General features: G+C 51.1%; 13 protein-coding genes and 1 riboswitch. Of the genes, 2 read left to right on the top strand and 11 right to left on the bottom strand.

All coding sequences use genetic code 11. The annotated features are described in order from the left end of the window. The 7 genes from DS743_RS06075 to DS743_RS06045 all read right to left on the bottom strand — a co-directional run bounded on the left by DS743_RS06075 (position 1) and on the right by DS743_RS06045 (position 7,696). The gene (locus DS743_RS06075; protein ID WP_072544234.1) at positions 1 to 2,166 is read right to left on the bottom strand and encodes an RNA degradosome polyphosphate kinase; all 2,166 of its coding nucleotides are present in this window, start codon (positions 2,164 to 2,166) and stop codon (positions 1 to 3) included. 3 nt (positions 2,167 to 2,169) lie between these two features. Then, positions 2,170 to 3,681, bottom strand: a complete 1,512-nt coding sequence (locus tag DS743_RS06070) for an HD domain-containing protein (RefSeq protein WP_003617134.1) — start codon at positions 3,679 to 3,681, stop codon at positions 2,170 to 2,172. 205 nt (positions 3,682 to 3,886) lie between these two features. Continuing rightward, a complete protein-coding gene (locus DS743_RS06065; protein ID WP_035183740.1) occupies positions 3,887 to 4,732 on the bottom strand; it encodes a transporter substrate-binding domain-containing protein in 846 nt (281 codons plus the stop codon). Positions 4,733 to 4,773: 41 nt separating this feature from the next. Continuing rightward, positions 4,774 to 5,442, bottom strand: a complete 669-nt coding sequence (locus DS743_RS06060) for an amino acid ABC transporter permease (protein WP_002878011.1) — start codon at positions 5,440 to 5,442, stop codon at positions 4,774 to 4,776. An 11-nt stretch (positions 5,443 to 5,453) separates the two neighbouring features. Beyond that, entirely contained in the window at positions 5,454 to 6,095 is a 642-nt protein-coding gene (locus tag DS743_RS06055) for an amino acid ABC transporter permease (RefSeq protein ID WP_035183743.1), read from the bottom strand. Beyond that, positions 6,095 to 6,934: a transporter substrate-binding domain-containing protein gene (locus DS743_RS06050; RefSeq protein ID WP_035183745.1), complete on the bottom strand. Its 840-nt coding sequence runs from the start codon at positions 6,932 to 6,934 to the stop codon at positions 6,095 to 6,097. The genes DS743_RS06055 and DS743_RS06050 overlap by 1 nt, the downstream gene beginning before the upstream one ends. Before the next feature lie 21 nt (positions 6,935 to 6,955). Next, complete coding sequence (locus DS743_RS06045; protein ID WP_035183747.1) at positions 6,956 to 7,696, bottom strand: amino acid ABC transporter ATP-binding protein; 741 nt, start codon at positions 7,694 to 7,696, stop codon at positions 6,956 to 6,958. A 543-nt stretch (positions 7,697 to 8,239) separates the two neighbouring features. Between DS743_RS06045 and udk (DS743_RS06040) the strand changes: the two genes are divergently transcribed. Together udk (DS743_RS06040) and udk (DS743_RS06035) are read left to right on the top strand one after the other, a co-directional pair. Next, positions 8,240 to 8,896: a uridine kinase gene (gene udk / locus DS743_RS06040; protein WP_003617126.1), complete on the top strand. Its 657-nt coding sequence runs from the start codon at positions 8,240 to 8,242 to the stop codon at positions 8,894 to 8,896. Next, on the top strand, positions 8,896 to 9,522 hold the full coding sequence (gene udk, locus DS743_RS06035; protein ID WP_016395746.1) for a uridine kinase: 627 nt from the start codon (positions 8,896 to 8,898) through the stop codon (positions 9,520 to 9,522). The genes udk (DS743_RS06040) and udk (DS743_RS06035) overlap by 1 nt, the downstream gene beginning before the upstream one ends. An 86-nt stretch (positions 9,523 to 9,608) precedes the next feature. Here the strand turns inward: udk (DS743_RS06035) and DS743_RS06030 are convergent, their stop codons facing one another. From DS743_RS06030 to DS743_RS06015, 4 genes are all read right to left on the bottom strand, one after another. After that, positions 9,609 to 9,740: a hypothetical protein gene (locus DS743_RS06030; RefSeq protein WP_257786105.1), complete on the bottom strand. Its 132-nt coding sequence runs from the start codon at positions 9,738 to 9,740 to the stop codon at positions 9,609 to 9,611. A 112-nt stretch (positions 9,741 to 9,852) separates the two neighbouring features. Next, complete coding sequence (locus DS743_RS06025) at positions 9,853 to 10,422, bottom strand: ECF transporter S component (protein ID WP_035183748.1); 570 nt, start codon at positions 10,420 to 10,422, stop codon at positions 9,853 to 9,855. Between the two features lie 44 nt (positions 10,423 to 10,466). Next, positions 10,467 to 10,563, bottom strand: a riboswitch (TPP riboswitch). A 66-nt stretch (positions 10,564 to 10,629) separates the two neighbouring features. Continuing rightward, positions 10,630 to 11,715, bottom strand: a complete 1,086-nt coding sequence (locus DS743_RS06020) for a M42 family metallopeptidase (protein ID WP_013439183.1) — start codon at positions 11,713 to 11,715, stop codon at positions 10,630 to 10,632. A gap of 13 nt (positions 11,716 to 11,728) precedes the next feature. Further along, positions 11,729 to 13,150, bottom strand: a complete 1,422-nt coding sequence (locus DS743_RS06015; RefSeq protein WP_035183750.1) for a C69 family dipeptidase — start codon at positions 13,148 to 13,150, stop codon at positions 11,729 to 11,731. Position 13,151 lies beyond the last annotated feature (1 nt).

Below are 13,151 nucleotides of genomic sequence, written 5' to 3'. Positions count from 1 at the left end.
CTACTTTTCGTCGTCTTCCAATTCGCTTTCCTGCGGCTTCATAGCTTCAAAAGCGTCCTTCTTCTTCGCCTTCTCTTCTTCTTCCTCTTCTTTAACGATCCGAACCTTTTCATCGGCTTCAGCGATGAAGTATTCCTGGCTGTTGAATGGGGTCTGTCCCCGCCGGTCAGCGTGCACCCATTCGGTCTTGTGCAGGATTCGGGCCTGGACATTGTCCTGCCACATCTTGGCAAAAATATCCAAAACTCTTTCCCGCAAGTCTTCTTGCAAAACCGGGAAGAGGGTTTCCACCCGCCGGTCCAAGTTCCGCCGCATCATGTCAGCGCTGGCCAGGTAAACGTCTTCCTTGCCGTCATTGTAGAAGTAGTAGATCCGGCTGTGTTCCAGGAAGCGGCCGACGATTGAGTGTACTTCGATATTGTCGCTGACGCCTGGGATTTCCGTCTTCAAGCAGCAGATCCCCCGGACGATCAAGTGGATCTTAACTCCGGCCGCGGAAGCTTCATAGAGCTTGGCGATCACGTCCGGGTCAGACAGGGAGTTCATCTTCATGTGGATCTCAGCATGCCGGCCAGCCTTGGCAATGGCAATTTCGTTGTTGATCTTTTCATAGATGAACTGGCGGATCAATTTTGGTGAAATCCGCAGCTCGCTGAAGTAAGGCGGCTTGGAGTAGCCGGACAGCATGTTGAAGAGATTAGTCACGTCAACGCCCAGATCCCGGTCGCAGGTAAAGAGGCCTAAGTCAGTGTAGAAGTGGGCGGTAACATCATTGTAGTTACCAGTCCCCAGGTGCAGGTAGCGGCGGATCCCGTCTTCATCGCGGCGGATAACCAGGGTTACCTTGGTGTGGGTCTTCAAGCCCACCAGCCCGTAGATAACATGGCAGCCCATCTGTTCCAGGGTTCTGGCCCAGTGCACGTTGTTTGATTCGTCAAAGCGGGCCTTGACTTCCACCAGAACCGTCACCTGCTTGCCAGCTTTAGCCGCCTGGCCCAGGTACTTGATGATCGGGGAGTTGCCGGAAACCCGGTACAAGGTCATCTTGATAGCCAGAACATCTGGGTCTTTGGCGGCCTGCTTGACGAAGTTCAAAACAGCGTCAAAGCTGTCATATGGGTGCTGCACCAGGTAGTCCTTTTCCCGGATTGAGTCAAAAATATTGTGGTCACTTCTTAAAGCCGGGTCAACAAAGGCCTGCATTGGCTTGTAGCGGAGGTCTTCATGGCCTTCCACCATCCTTGGCAGCTTCTTGAGGAAGGTCAAGTCGATTGGACCGTTGATGCTGAAGACGCTGCCTTCATCGACGTTCAGTCGCTTTATCAAGTGCTTGAGCAGCTTGGTGTTCATGCTGCTTTCCACTTCCAGCCGGGTCACGTGCCCGTGTTCCCGGTCTTCCAGCTGCTTTTTAACCGCCAAAAGGAAGTCGGAAGTGTCGCTTTCAGAAACGTCCAAATCCATGTCCCGGGTTACCCGGTAGCAGGCTGCCTGGCGGATTTCGTAGCCATCAAAGAGGCGGTCGGCAAAGACCTTGATAATGTCTTCCAGCATGATGAAGTCATTATCGCCATCTGGCAATTTAACCAGGCGCGGGAAGATGTTCGGCACTCTGACCGTGGCAAACTTGTGCTCACCGCTTTCCCGGTCCTTAAGGCGCAGGGCGATGTTCAAGGAGTCGTTGTTGATGAACGGGAATGGCCGGGACTGGTCGTCAGCCATCGGGGTCAAAACCGGGTAGAGTTCGTTAGAGAAGTAGCGGCGGATGTATTCTTCCTGGTCTTCAGACAGTTCGTCACTTTCCAAAATGTTGATCCCGTTCTTGCGCAAAAGCGGCAGCAATGACCGGGAGTAAGTTGAGTAGCGCTTTTCAACCACTTCGTGTTCCTTATGGTTGATGGCCGTCAATTGTTCAAGTGGCGTAAGGCCACTGGCATCGTGGCTTTTGACCCCGGCGGCTACCAGCTTGCTCAAGGAAGCCACCCGGACCATGTAGAATTCGTCAACGTTGGACTGGGTGATCCCCAGGAAGTTGGCTCTTTCCAAAAGCGGCTCATCCGGGTTTCTGGCTTCGTCCAGGCAGCGGTCATTGAAGTCCAGCCAGCTTAGTTCCCGGTTGGCGTAATAACTAGGATCGGTAAACTTTTTTTTGTTCTTGGCATTTGTCATTTTTTACTTTCCCCTCTTCTGCTTCATGGCAATCTTCATGCCGAAGACGGCTTCAGCCAAATTGACATTCTTTTCAAAAACCCAGCGTTCCAAGGTCAGGTCCCGCTTGCTGGTCACCGTGATCAGCATTTTCTCATCCTTGATGGAAACCACGATCTTGCTGATCTTCTGCTTGCGGGAAGCATCCAGGCTGTTGGCCAGGCGCAGGATGGCAGCCAACTTAGCTACCCGGACCTGCAGGGCCGGGTCAAGGTGGCGATATTCACGTTCATCAGCGTTCAAGTTGGTGATGTCCTGGTGCTTCAAAATGCTCAAGAGCATTTCGTTTTCCCGGTCAGACAGGCCGATGATCTGGTTTGCCCCCACGATGTAGGCAGCGTGCTCGTAGTGGTTGTGGAAATTGACGAAGTTGCCGATGTCGTGCAGGCGGGCCGCGATTTCCAGTAATTGCCGGTCGCGGCGGTCAACCATGCCGGCATGGGCCAGGCGGTCAAAAATATGCAGGGCAAACTTGTTGGACAGGTTGATGTGCTGGCCGCCTGATTCGTAGCGGCGGGCAATATTTTTGGTCGCCGTCAAAACGATGGTTGAGTATTCATCTGGCCGGTACTTCAATCTGGCGGCTTCCTGGATCATCAAACCGGTGATGGCTGAAGACTGGGTCAAAGTCATCGTGTGCGGCTTGATAATCTTAACCAGCTGGTTGATCAAAACAATGGTCGGCTTCATCCGGGCCAAAGAGTCGGTATCCAGCTCGTATTTTTCCATAAGGTACTGGTCCGGGGCTTCTCTGAAGTCAGAGTAAACGCCGGCAAACTGCTTGAGGTCGATGACCCGGTCCTTTTCTTGGGGCCGCAGGCTCTGCTCGCCTCGGCCGGAGACATGCTGGATGATGATCCGGGCCTTGCCAGTCGGCTTCTCAATGGTCTTGAAGCTGACCAGCTTGCGGGAGATGTAGTCGCCGATGATGTCGATCGGGTCGCTTGGCGTGTCCCGAGTCATAGCGGCCATTTCTTCAATTTCTTCCGGGCCCAGGGCAAAGTTCCAGGTTGACAGGTAGTGCTGGCCCTTGAACAAGGTGAGGTTGAGCATGGCACTGCCCATGCTGAGCAGGTAAGTAAATTCATCATCCGCCAGTTCTGAGAACTGCGGCAGGGCCATTCCGGCAATGATCTTGTAGTAAGCGATCTGGGCCCCGTTCAGCCATTCGATTTCCAGGCCGGTTCTGACCTTGATCTGGTCGGCCAGGTAACGGGCAGAAATCTTGTCCAAAAGCTGCCGGTTACCGTAAACCTTGTAGTTGTCGATCCCGTATTCCGCGATTTTTCGCTTGAAGCCGATCAAGGCATCAGTCAAGCGGGGCAGTTCGTTTTCATAAACTTCAAACTTTTTCCCCCCTTGGACGAACTGGGCCGAACTCAACTGTTCAATGATGGCCAGTTTCTTCAAGTCAACGATGAACAGGCGCGCCTGGTATGATGATATGTAAATTAGACCAAATTGTCTTTTACTCATATGTCTCTCCTCTGGTTGCTTTCGAATAATTTCAAATTAGCTTAAAAGCTCAGCTGTAAGCGCTAAGTCACCTATTTCAATTGTACAAAAAATCTGCCCCTTCGGCTTCTTTTTCCAGGCAAAAATCTATTTTTTAACATAATTTTAACTGGAACTAAAAAAGCAGCGGGTTCAAAGTCGAACACACTGCTTAGGTTGGTAAAAATTATTTGCTTGCCTTCAAGCGGGAAGAGGACTTGATGTTGAAGCCAGGCACGCCATTGAACCACTTCTTCATCAAGCGGGCGTAAGTCCCGTTCTTCCGGAGTACTTTCAAGGCCTGGTTGACCTCAGCCGTAAACTTGTCTTCCCCCTTCTTGATGCCGATCCCGTATGGTTCAACCGTAAAGGTATCAGGCAGCATCTTGAACTTGTCCTTGTCATCAGAAATCAAGCCGGCCAAAACGGCGTTGTCGCTGACCATGGCGTTGGCCTTGCCGGACTTTAAGGCATTGTAGCAAGAACCATAGTCATCATAGAAGATGACCCGGGACTTCGGGGCGTACTTGTGGACGTCGCTGTCAGCGGTCGACCCCTTAACGGCGGCAATGGAGTACTTGGAGTTGTTGAAATCCTTGATGGAGTTCAGCTTGCTCTTTTTCGGCACGATCAAGGTTTCCCCAGCCATGAAGTAAGTGTCGGAAAAATTGATGATCTTGCGCCGATCGGGTGTGTTGGTCATGGTAGCCATGACAGCATCGACGTTGCCGATCTTGAGATCCATGATCCGGGACTTTTCACTGATGTATTCAATTTTCATCTTGCCTTTAGGGCCAAGGATCTGCTTGGTAATAGCCCGGGCCAAGTCGACTTCAAAGCCGGTGGCCTTGCCGCTGTCCACGTCCATCATGCTGAACAGGCGGGTGTCGGCCCGCATCCCCCAGGTGATGGTGTTTGTTTGCTTAACCCGGTCATAGGTGCTGCTAGATTGACTGTGTGAACAAGCGGTAAAAACTAATGATAACAGCAAGACCGCCATAAAGGCGGTCAGCTCCCTCAGTTTACGTGCCATTTTTTCTCCTCGGCAATAAACGCGGTTTGGTTCCTTCGTGCTTAGTACTTGATGCGCTTGCTCAAGTAGTTGGCAAAGCTGGACAGGGCAAAGCATATGATAAAGTACATTACTGCCACGGCCAGGTACATCGGAATCATGTAATTGGTGTTTTGGTTGTAAATAATTTCAGCGTGGTAGAGCAGTTCCGGCAAAACGATGATCGTGGCCAGGGAAGTATCTTTGATCAAGGACACGAACTGGGACAAAAGGGCCGGAATCATTTTGGTCAGGGCCTGGGGCAAAACCACGTGGGTCATGGCCTGCATGTAGGTCATCCCGTTTGACCGGGCCCCTTCCATCTGGCCAGGGTCGACGGCCATGATCCCTGAGCGGACAACTTCCGCGATCATGGCTGATTCAAAGACCACCATGGCAATTACTGAAGCCTGGACGGCATCAACTCTGATCCCCATGACCGGCAGGCCAAAGTAGGAGAAGAAGATGATCAGCAAAAGCGGCAGGTTTCTGATGATGTCGATGATCACCCCGACCACTTTGGAAATCCGGGTGGTCTTGGCGTCGATTCTGGTAAAGCGGATCAGACCCAGGGCCAGGCCGATCACAAAGCTCAAGATGATTGAAATCACTGAAACTTCGATCGTGACCCAGAAACCCTGCAGCAAAAAGCGGAGGTTGATCCAGGATAATGCTTCTGTAAGATTTTCCATTTATGTGCCTCCTAAACGCCCTTCTTTTCCAGATACTGCATGTAGTAGCTGAGCGGCAGAGTCAAAGCCAGGTAGAACAGGCTGACTAAGACATAGCTTGGGATGGTCTGGAAAGTATTGGATGCCACGATGTCCCCTTGGTACATCAAGTCAAAGCCGGCTACGAAAGCCAGGATGCTGGAGTTCTTGATCAAGTTGACAAACTGGTTGCCCAATGGCGGAATCACGATTCTGAAGGCCTGGGGCAGGATAACGTAGCGCATGGCCTGCCAGTAGGTCATCCCGTTTGACCGGGCCCCTTCCATCTGGCCGGTCCCGACGGACTGGATCCCGGAGCGAACAGTTTCAGCGATAAAAGCTGATGAGTAAATGGACAAGCCGATTGTCCCTGCCTGGAAGCCAGTCAGCTTCAGCGGCGTGTAAGTTGGCAAAACCAGGTAAAAGACCATGGTGACAACCAGCAAGGGAATGTTCCGGAAGATTTCGACATAGACCTTGGCAACCGCGCGCCAGAACTTGTTAGGCACGGTTTCCAGGATGGCTAAGCCGGATCCGATGATCAAACTGAAAAACAAGGAAATCAGACTGCAGAGAATCGTATTCCAAAAACCGAGCAAAAAGGTGGACCAGTTTGCTCCAAGTAAACTCAACATTAATATTCAGCCTCCTTAACACTGAATCCTGGAATGTTGCCAAACCATTTCTTGACAAGCTTGTGGTAGCTGCCGTCTGCCTTAGCTTCCTGCAAAGCCTTGTTGATAGCTTCCAGCATCTTGGTCTGCCCCTTTTCAACGGCAATCCCGTAAGGTTCAACGGCAACTGTGCCGCCAACCAGGTGCAGGCTCTTGTGCTGCTCGGCAATCCCGGCCAAAATCCCGTTGTCAGTGGCGACCGCATCCCCTTGCCCGGCTAAGAGGGCATTGGTGCAGGCACCGTAGTCATTGTACTGGCGGATCTTGGCCTTGGGGGCCAGGCGGGCAATATCGTCCGCAGCCGTTGTCCCCTTAACCACGATGGCCACCCGGCCCTTGTGGTTTAAGTCCTTGATCGACTTGATTGGACTGCTGGTTTTGGTCATGAGGGATGTCCCCGCCTTAAAGTAAGGAGTGGAGAAGTCAACCGACTTCTTTCTCTCATCCGTGATGGTCATGGTGGCCAGAACCGCGTCCAGGTTGTTGTTCTTAAGCTGCGGGATCTTGGTTTGGGACGTAACTTCAATGAATTTTGCCTTGCCGTCCTTGCCCAGGATCTCCTTGGTCAAAAGGCGGGCCAGGTCGATTTCAAAACCTTCCAGCTTGTTGGTCTTGACGCTCTTGATCCCAAACAAAGCCGTATCAAATTTGACGCCCCAAGTAATCGTCTTGCTGCTCTTGACGTGGTTGTAGACACGCACTGAGTTGTCACTTTCAACAGCACAGGCGGAAAGTGAAACAGTGGTCAGCAACAGAAAAAGCAGGGCGGCAACTTTGCGGAATAGTTTCGTGTGTCTCATGTAACCGCTACTTTCCTTTTATTAGTGGTAAATTACCTTGCTGAGGAATTCCTGAGCCCGCAGGTTGCTCGGGTGTTCAAAGAAGTCCTTCGGGTTGTGGGAGTCTTCCAAGACTTGCCCCTGTTCAAAGAAGATGACCCGGTCGCTCACTTCTCTGGCAAAGCCCATTTCGTGGGTCACGACCACCATGGTAATCCCTTCAGCGGCGATGGATTGCATGACGTCCAAAACGTCCTGGATCATTTCCGGGTCAAGGGCACTGGTTGGTTCGTCAAACAAGAGCACCTTGGGCTTCATGGCCAAAGATCTCGCAATGGCCGCCCGCTGCTTTTGCCCACCGGACAGCTGTCTTGGGTAGGAGTCTTCCTTGTCCAAAAGGCCAACTTGCTTGAGCAGCTTTTCAGCGATTTCCCGGTTTTCCTTTTCGTCCCGGTGCAAAACGATTCTTGGGGCCAGCATGACATTTTCCAGGACGGTGTGGTTTTCGTAGAGGTTAAAGTTCTGGAAAACCATGCCGACATTCCGTCGGATCTTGTTCAAGTCAGTCTTCTTGTCCCCCAGGTCATAGCCGTCCACTTCCAAGACGCCGGAAGAAATTCTTTCCAAGCCGTTCATGGTTCTTATCAAGGTACTCTTGCCCGCGCCAGAAGGGCCGATGATGGAAACGACTTCGCCTTCGTCAATGCTTAAGTTGATGTCTTTTAAGGCATGGTAGTCACCGTAGAACTTGTTGACTTTCTTGAATTCGATAATTGCTGCCATAGTGGTCCTCCTCGTTTTATTATTGCTTAATTAAATCACCGTTGGTTTGGCTCAGCTTTCTTGGCTTAAGCCGTATTGATCAAACAGGCGGCTCCTTTGGTAAAAGTTCGTTTATTTGCTCTGTTTTAGCAAAGCAGCCAGATCTTTCGGTCCTTTTTAAAAGCAGGAGCCGAATCATCTGAGATGTGAGCTTGCCCTTCTGCTTTCGTAAGCGGTTATTTTTATTTAAGCATGCTTAATTTTTGTTAAATTTACCAGAAAGTGGGCTTTCGTGCAAGTCTTTTGTCAGTTCCACTTCATCCTTTTAGCTTTTTTCAATAAAAAGCCGGGAAACTTGCTTACTTATCTTAATTTCTTTCCCAAATATTCTTAATTTCATTTTGCCTCTTCTTAGATATTATTAATTATATTAGATTTTGCCTAGTTTAGCAACAGCTGTTTCTACTTTAGAAACACGTAACCGCTTTAAAGCCCGTTTTTTCACAGTTTGACTAGACCCGGCCCCGGCTGGCCTCTATAATTAATAGCTAAAGGAGTTTTACAATGTCAAAAAAGCAACACCCCATCATTATTGGTATCGCCGGCGGCAGCGGGTCGGGGAAGACGACCATTGCCCACGAATTATATGACCAGTTCAAAAACGACCGGATCCGGATCATCACGGAAGACTCTTATTATAAGAACCACCCGGAAATGTCCATGGCTGAAAGAAATAAAATTAATTTCGACCATCCGGATGCTTTTGATACTGAGCTCTTGATCAGCCAGCTGCAGGACCTGCTGAATGGCAAAGCCATCGAGATGCCGATCTATGACTTCACCACCCACCTGCGCAGCACGGAAACGGTCCACGTTGAGCCAGCTGATATCATCATCCTGGAAGGGATCCTGGTTCTGGCCTCGGAAGAATTACGGAACTTGATGGACATCAAGATCTTCGTCGACACTGACGACGACATCCGCTTGATCCGCCGCCAGCACCGGGACATGGCTGAACGGGGCCGGTCCTTTGACTCAATCATCGACCAGTACTTGGCCACGGTTAAGCCAAGCTACCACCAGTTTGTTGAGCCAAGCAAGCGCTACGCCAACATCATCGTGCCAGAAGGCGGGGCCAACGATGTCGCTTTGGACATGCTGACCACGAAAGTCCGCGACATCCTCCGCCGCAATGATTTAGCGGAAAAAGAGGCAGAATAATGGCTAAGCAGAAACCACTCGTCATTGGGATTGCCGGGGGGTCAGGCTCAGGCAAGACGACAGTCTCCAAGGAAATCAGCAAGCGCCTGCCAGCTGACCGGGTGCTAATTCTGACTGAAGATGCCTACTACAACGACAATTCAGCCCTCAGCATGGATGAACGCAAGAAGATCAACTACGACCATCCCAATGCTTACGACACTGACCTCTTGATTGAGCAGCTGCAGGACCTGCTGGATGGCAAGGCAATTGAAATGCCGACCTACAACTTCAACATCCTCTCCCGGGCCAAGGACACTATTCATGTTGAGCCAGCCGACATCATCATCCTGGAAGGAATCCTGGTTTTGGCTTCAGAAGAATTGCGGAAGTTCATGGACATCAAGCTTTTTGTCGACGCTGACGACGACATCCGCTTCATCCGCCGCTTGCAGCGGGACACCCAGGAACGGGGCCGGTCAATCGACTGGATCATCTCCCAGTACCTGGCTACGGTTAAACCAAGCTACAACCAGTTCGTTGAGCCAAGCAAGAAGTATGCCGACATCATCATCCCCCAGGGTGGGGAAAACCAAGTGGCCATCGACATGGTCTCCTCCAAGCTCTTGTCCATTATCAACGGCTAAGAGGAACAAAATAACCTCAATATTTTGAAGAAAACAAAAACGCGTGAACTTGCAAGTTCACGCGTTTTTTCTGGCAAATTTTGATTTTAGAGATTCAGGTAAGCAAAGGTATGCAGGCCAATCCAAGTAGTCAGCAGCATCAAGGCCAGCAAGAGGCCAACCGTGCTCCAGTATGCCCGGTTCATCTTCTTTAGTCTGCTTAAAATTAATTGCGTCATTTTGCTCCCCCCCTTGAAAGATAACTAACAATGTTTTTCATCATACAACTTTAAGGAGGGCTTGTCACGCCTTTTTGATTATTTTTATCAAAAAAATGATAACTTTACGAAACTACTTGGCCATGACCCGGTCAAAGAGCTTAGTGATCAGCTTGACCAAAACCGCGTCAAAGACGATGGAAGAAATGATGCAGGCGATGAACATTTCAATCAAGAGGGCTGGCTTGTAGGCACTCCAGCCGTAAGTTAAGTAAGACATTACATAGCCGGCCACCGCGCAGCAGACTGCCCCGGTAATCAAGCTGCCCCAGCCGAAGCGGTCATAGTTTTTCTTCTTCGGGAAGAAGCCGATTTCGTTGCAGGCCCCCTGCACCAGCCCTTGCAGGATGGTCATTGCCCCCCACTGGCCACCGAAGGCCATTTCAACCGTAGCAGCCAGGGTTTCCCCGACAATCCCGGAGCCAAAGGTTGGCACGAAGTACATGGCCAAAGGCGCAGCCATGTACCAAAGACCGGCGCAGATCTGCCCGGCTAAGGGCCCCAGGCCGACAAGGTTCAAGGCTAATTCAACTGAATTGTAGATGGGGTTGACGACGTAAGTGTAGATAACCCCCATAATAATCCCAATCAAGGCCATCAAGATAATAGCCTTCACATTCCACTTGCTCTCTCTTCTAAGCATTAAAAAAACTCCTATCCAACAATTGCCGGCTAGGAGTTTGAAATCATGTTTAAGAAACACTTCCCTTGCGCAAGAATTACCTTGGTCAGGTTCAAAGGGTCGACTTTCGTCATCTCAGCTTTCGCTCCCCTAGTGGCTTTTATTCAATTTGACTTAATTTAGTCTAGCAGATCCTTAAAGCGTTAACAAGGTAAAAAGTTCCCTTAATTAATTAAAGCTTTTAAAGGATTCCAGCTTTTCCTTATCGATATCTCTAATAATCGCCAAGGCCAGATCAACAGCAGCCTTGTAGTCCTTGTAGCTGCTGAAGCAGTATGGGGAGTGCTCATAGCGGACCGGAATCCCGATCACGATGGTCGGGGCCCCGTTTTCGTAGTAGATGGCCGCCCCGTCTTGCCCGCCACCAGTTCTGACTGACCGGGTGTAAGGAATCCCGTTTTTATCAGCCAAGTCGCAGGCGTATTGCTGGAACTTGGGGTTTGGCAGGAAGGTGACGTCCATGTCCCGCAACATTGGTCCCCGCTTAAGGCCAGTCTGAGACAGCCAGTCCGGTTCAAAAGTATCATCGGCCGGGCAGCTTTCCAGAACCAGGCAGAGGTCCGGCTTGATCTTGCGGGCCGTGACATAGGCCCCCCGCAGGCCGACTTCTTCCTGGCTGGACAAGGCGGCAACCAGGTCAAAGTTGACTTCTTCATCCTTCAAGTTTTCCAGGATGTCAGCCATGGCAGCAGCGCCGAAGCGATCGTCAAAGTCCTTGCCGAAGAAGAGGCCAGTCTTTTCATTGTATTCACAGTCCACGTCAACGAAAATCGGGCAGCCAGTGTCGATCTTGTAGTCATTGATCGTTTCTTCCCGGCTGGAGGAGCCGACGTCAATAGACAAATCAGCGACCTGCGGGACAGACTTTCTTTCAGCTTCCGACATGAAGTGGGGCGGCTTTAAGGCCACGACGCCGGGGATGTATTCCCCGTCCCGGTTTCTGACCTTGACCTTGAGGGCCGGCAGAACCACATTGTTCCAGCCGCCCAGGGTCACGAACTTGATCAAGCCGTTTGGCCGGATAGCCTGGGTCAAGAAGCCCACGGCGTCTGAGTGGGCGTCCAGCTGGATCACCGGCCGCTTGCCAGTGTTCTGCTTCTTGGAAGCGTAGACGTTCAGCATCCCGTCGACTTCAAGGTCGGCGTAGTCCTTGACCGTCTTGGTAAAAAGGTCAACGAATTCATTTTCAAAGCCGGAAGTGGCGTTGGCATTTGAAAAGTCCTTCAGCATTTGAATTTCAGCGGCTTTTTTCATCAATAATCTCCAATTAATCCAGCAGGTCGTACTTCAGCTTCATCAAGCTGTGGCCGTCCTTGACCATTTCCCCGGTCAAGGCTACGGTCTGCTTGTAAGTCAAGTCAGCCATCTTCTGGTTGGCTTCTTCCAGCTTCTCTTGCAAGTCGCGGCCAGTCAAGCCCTTAACAGCCCGGTCAGTTTCGTTTTCGATCTGGCGCAATTTAGCCATGGTCTTTTCTTCAAAAGCCTGCTCCAAAGCGCTGTAAACCTTGTAGTTGGTGTCGCCGAGCTGGGCGTTCAGCTTGTTGAGCCAGAAGATCTTGGTCAAGTCAAAGTCCGGACCGGTCTGGAAGCTGGCCGGAGTAGTCGTAACGTTGGTGTAGAAAGGCACGAAGCAGTTAAAAGTGTTCGGGCCAAAGGCTAGCCACTGCACGCCGGCGATACCTTCTTCAACGTCATTTCTGATTTGTAGGATGTGGGTTTCGAAGTTCCGGTTGATCCCGATTGGGCGGAAGAGCTTCTTTTCCGCTTCAGTGTTGGTCGTGCTGTAGACATCGTACTTGGTGTCCTGGTAGTGGGAGCTTTCCAGAAACTTGATGTCTTCCGGGCTGATCTTCTTCTTGGCGTAAGTGATGAAAGGCTGGTCCTGGTCCCCTGGCTCGCCTTCCCATTCAGGGTCGAAGTAGCGGTGGATGTACCAGGCCCGCGGGTTGTTGTAGTGAGCATCCTTGATGGTGGATGAACCAAAGATGTGACGGAGGTTGTAGCCTTGGTAGTCCGGGTTCAAGTGGTATTCGTTGATGATGTCCAGCAAGTCACTTGAGCACATGAAGTTTTCTTCGTCGTTAAAGTCAAAGAAATCGATGTTCAAGCGGTTTGGCGCTGCCACATAGGCATCGTCCGGAATCCGGCGGGCAGCCCAGTGGTGGCCGCCGATGGTTTCGATGTACCAGACTTCGTCATGGTCGGCAAAGGCTGACCCGTTCATTTCGTAGGTCCCGTACTTTTCCACCAGGTAGCCCAGGCGCTTGACCCCTTCTCTGGCCGAATGGATGTATGGCAAAGTCAAAGTGACAAAGTCTTCTTCGCCCAGGCCCCCTTCTTCAACTAAGGGGTCGATCCCTTGGATCCGGCTGTTGGTGGTGATGGTTTCCGTGGCCGTCATGGCTACCGTAGCGTCGTTGATCCCGGCAGCGGCCCAGATCCCGTTCTTGCCGGAAGCGTCTGGAGCGCTGGTGTAGCGCAGCGGGTTTGGCAGCAGGTCTTCATCATCGATTTCCTGGCCGCTGATCACTGCCTTGTAGTGCTTTGGCTGATCTTTCGGGTTAACCGCGATAAAGGCTTCAGGGATAATGGTGCTGCCGCCGTCTTCACTGCGGGCAATCATCGTGGAGCCATCAATGGTGGCGTCCTTGCCGACTAAAATGGTCGTGCATTCTGCTGGCTTTTGCATA

It is taken from the genome of Lactobacillus leichmannii (genome assembly GCF_024701915.1).
Classification (GTDB): Bacteria; Bacillota; Bacilli; order Lactobacillales; family Lactobacillaceae; genus Lactobacillus; species Lactobacillus delbrueckii.
Note: the sequence above shows the minus strand (reverse complement) of the source record. Positions and strands in the feature narration are given on the sequence as shown.

Coding starts and splice junctions, on each gene's coding strand:
- DS743_RS06075 (WP_072544234.1), bottom strand. CDS start 2,166: ATGACAAATGCCAAGAACAAAAAAAAGTTTACCGATCCTAGTTATTAC.
- DS743_RS06070 (WP_003617134.1), bottom strand. CDS start 3,681: ATGAGTAAAAGACAATTTGGTCTAATTTACATATCATCATACCAGGCG.
- DS743_RS06065 (WP_035183740.1), bottom strand. CDS start 4,732: ATGGCACGTAAACTGAGGGAGCTGACCGCCTTTATGGCGGTCTTGCTG.
- DS743_RS06060 (WP_002878011.1), bottom strand. CDS start 5,442: ATGGAAAATCTTACAGAAGCATTATCCTGGATCAACCTCCGCTTTTTG.
- DS743_RS06055 (WP_035183743.1), bottom strand. CDS start 6,095: ATGTTGAGTTTACTTGGAGCAAACTGGTCCACCTTTTTGCTCGGTTTT.
- DS743_RS06050 (WP_035183745.1), bottom strand. CDS start 6,934: ATGAGACACACGAAACTATTCCGCAAAGTTGCCGCCCTGCTTTTTCTG.
- DS743_RS06045 (WP_035183747.1), bottom strand. CDS start 7,696: ATGGCAGCAATTATCGAATTCAAGAAAGTCAACAAGTTCTACGGTGAC.
- udk (WP_003617126.1), top strand. CDS start 8,240: ATGTCAAAAAAGCAACACCCCATCATTATTGGTATCGCCGGCGGCAGC.
- udk (WP_016395746.1), top strand. CDS start 8,896: ATGGCTAAGCAGAAACCACTCGTCATTGGGATTGCCGGGGGGTCAGGC.
- DS743_RS06030 (WP_257786105.1), bottom strand. CDS start 9,740: ATGACGCAATTAATTTTAAGCAGACTAAAGAAGATGAACCGGGCATAC.
- DS743_RS06025 (WP_035183748.1), bottom strand. CDS start 10,422: ATGCTTAGAAGAGAGAGCAAGTGGAATGTGAAGGCTATTATCTTGATG.
- DS743_RS06020 (WP_013439183.1), bottom strand. CDS start 11,715: ATGAAAAAAGCCGCTGAAATTCAAATGCTGAAGGACTTTTCAAATGCC.
- DS743_RS06015 (WP_035183750.1), bottom strand. CDS start 13,150: ATGCAAAAGCCAGCAGAATGCACGACCATTTTAGTCGGCAAGGACGCC.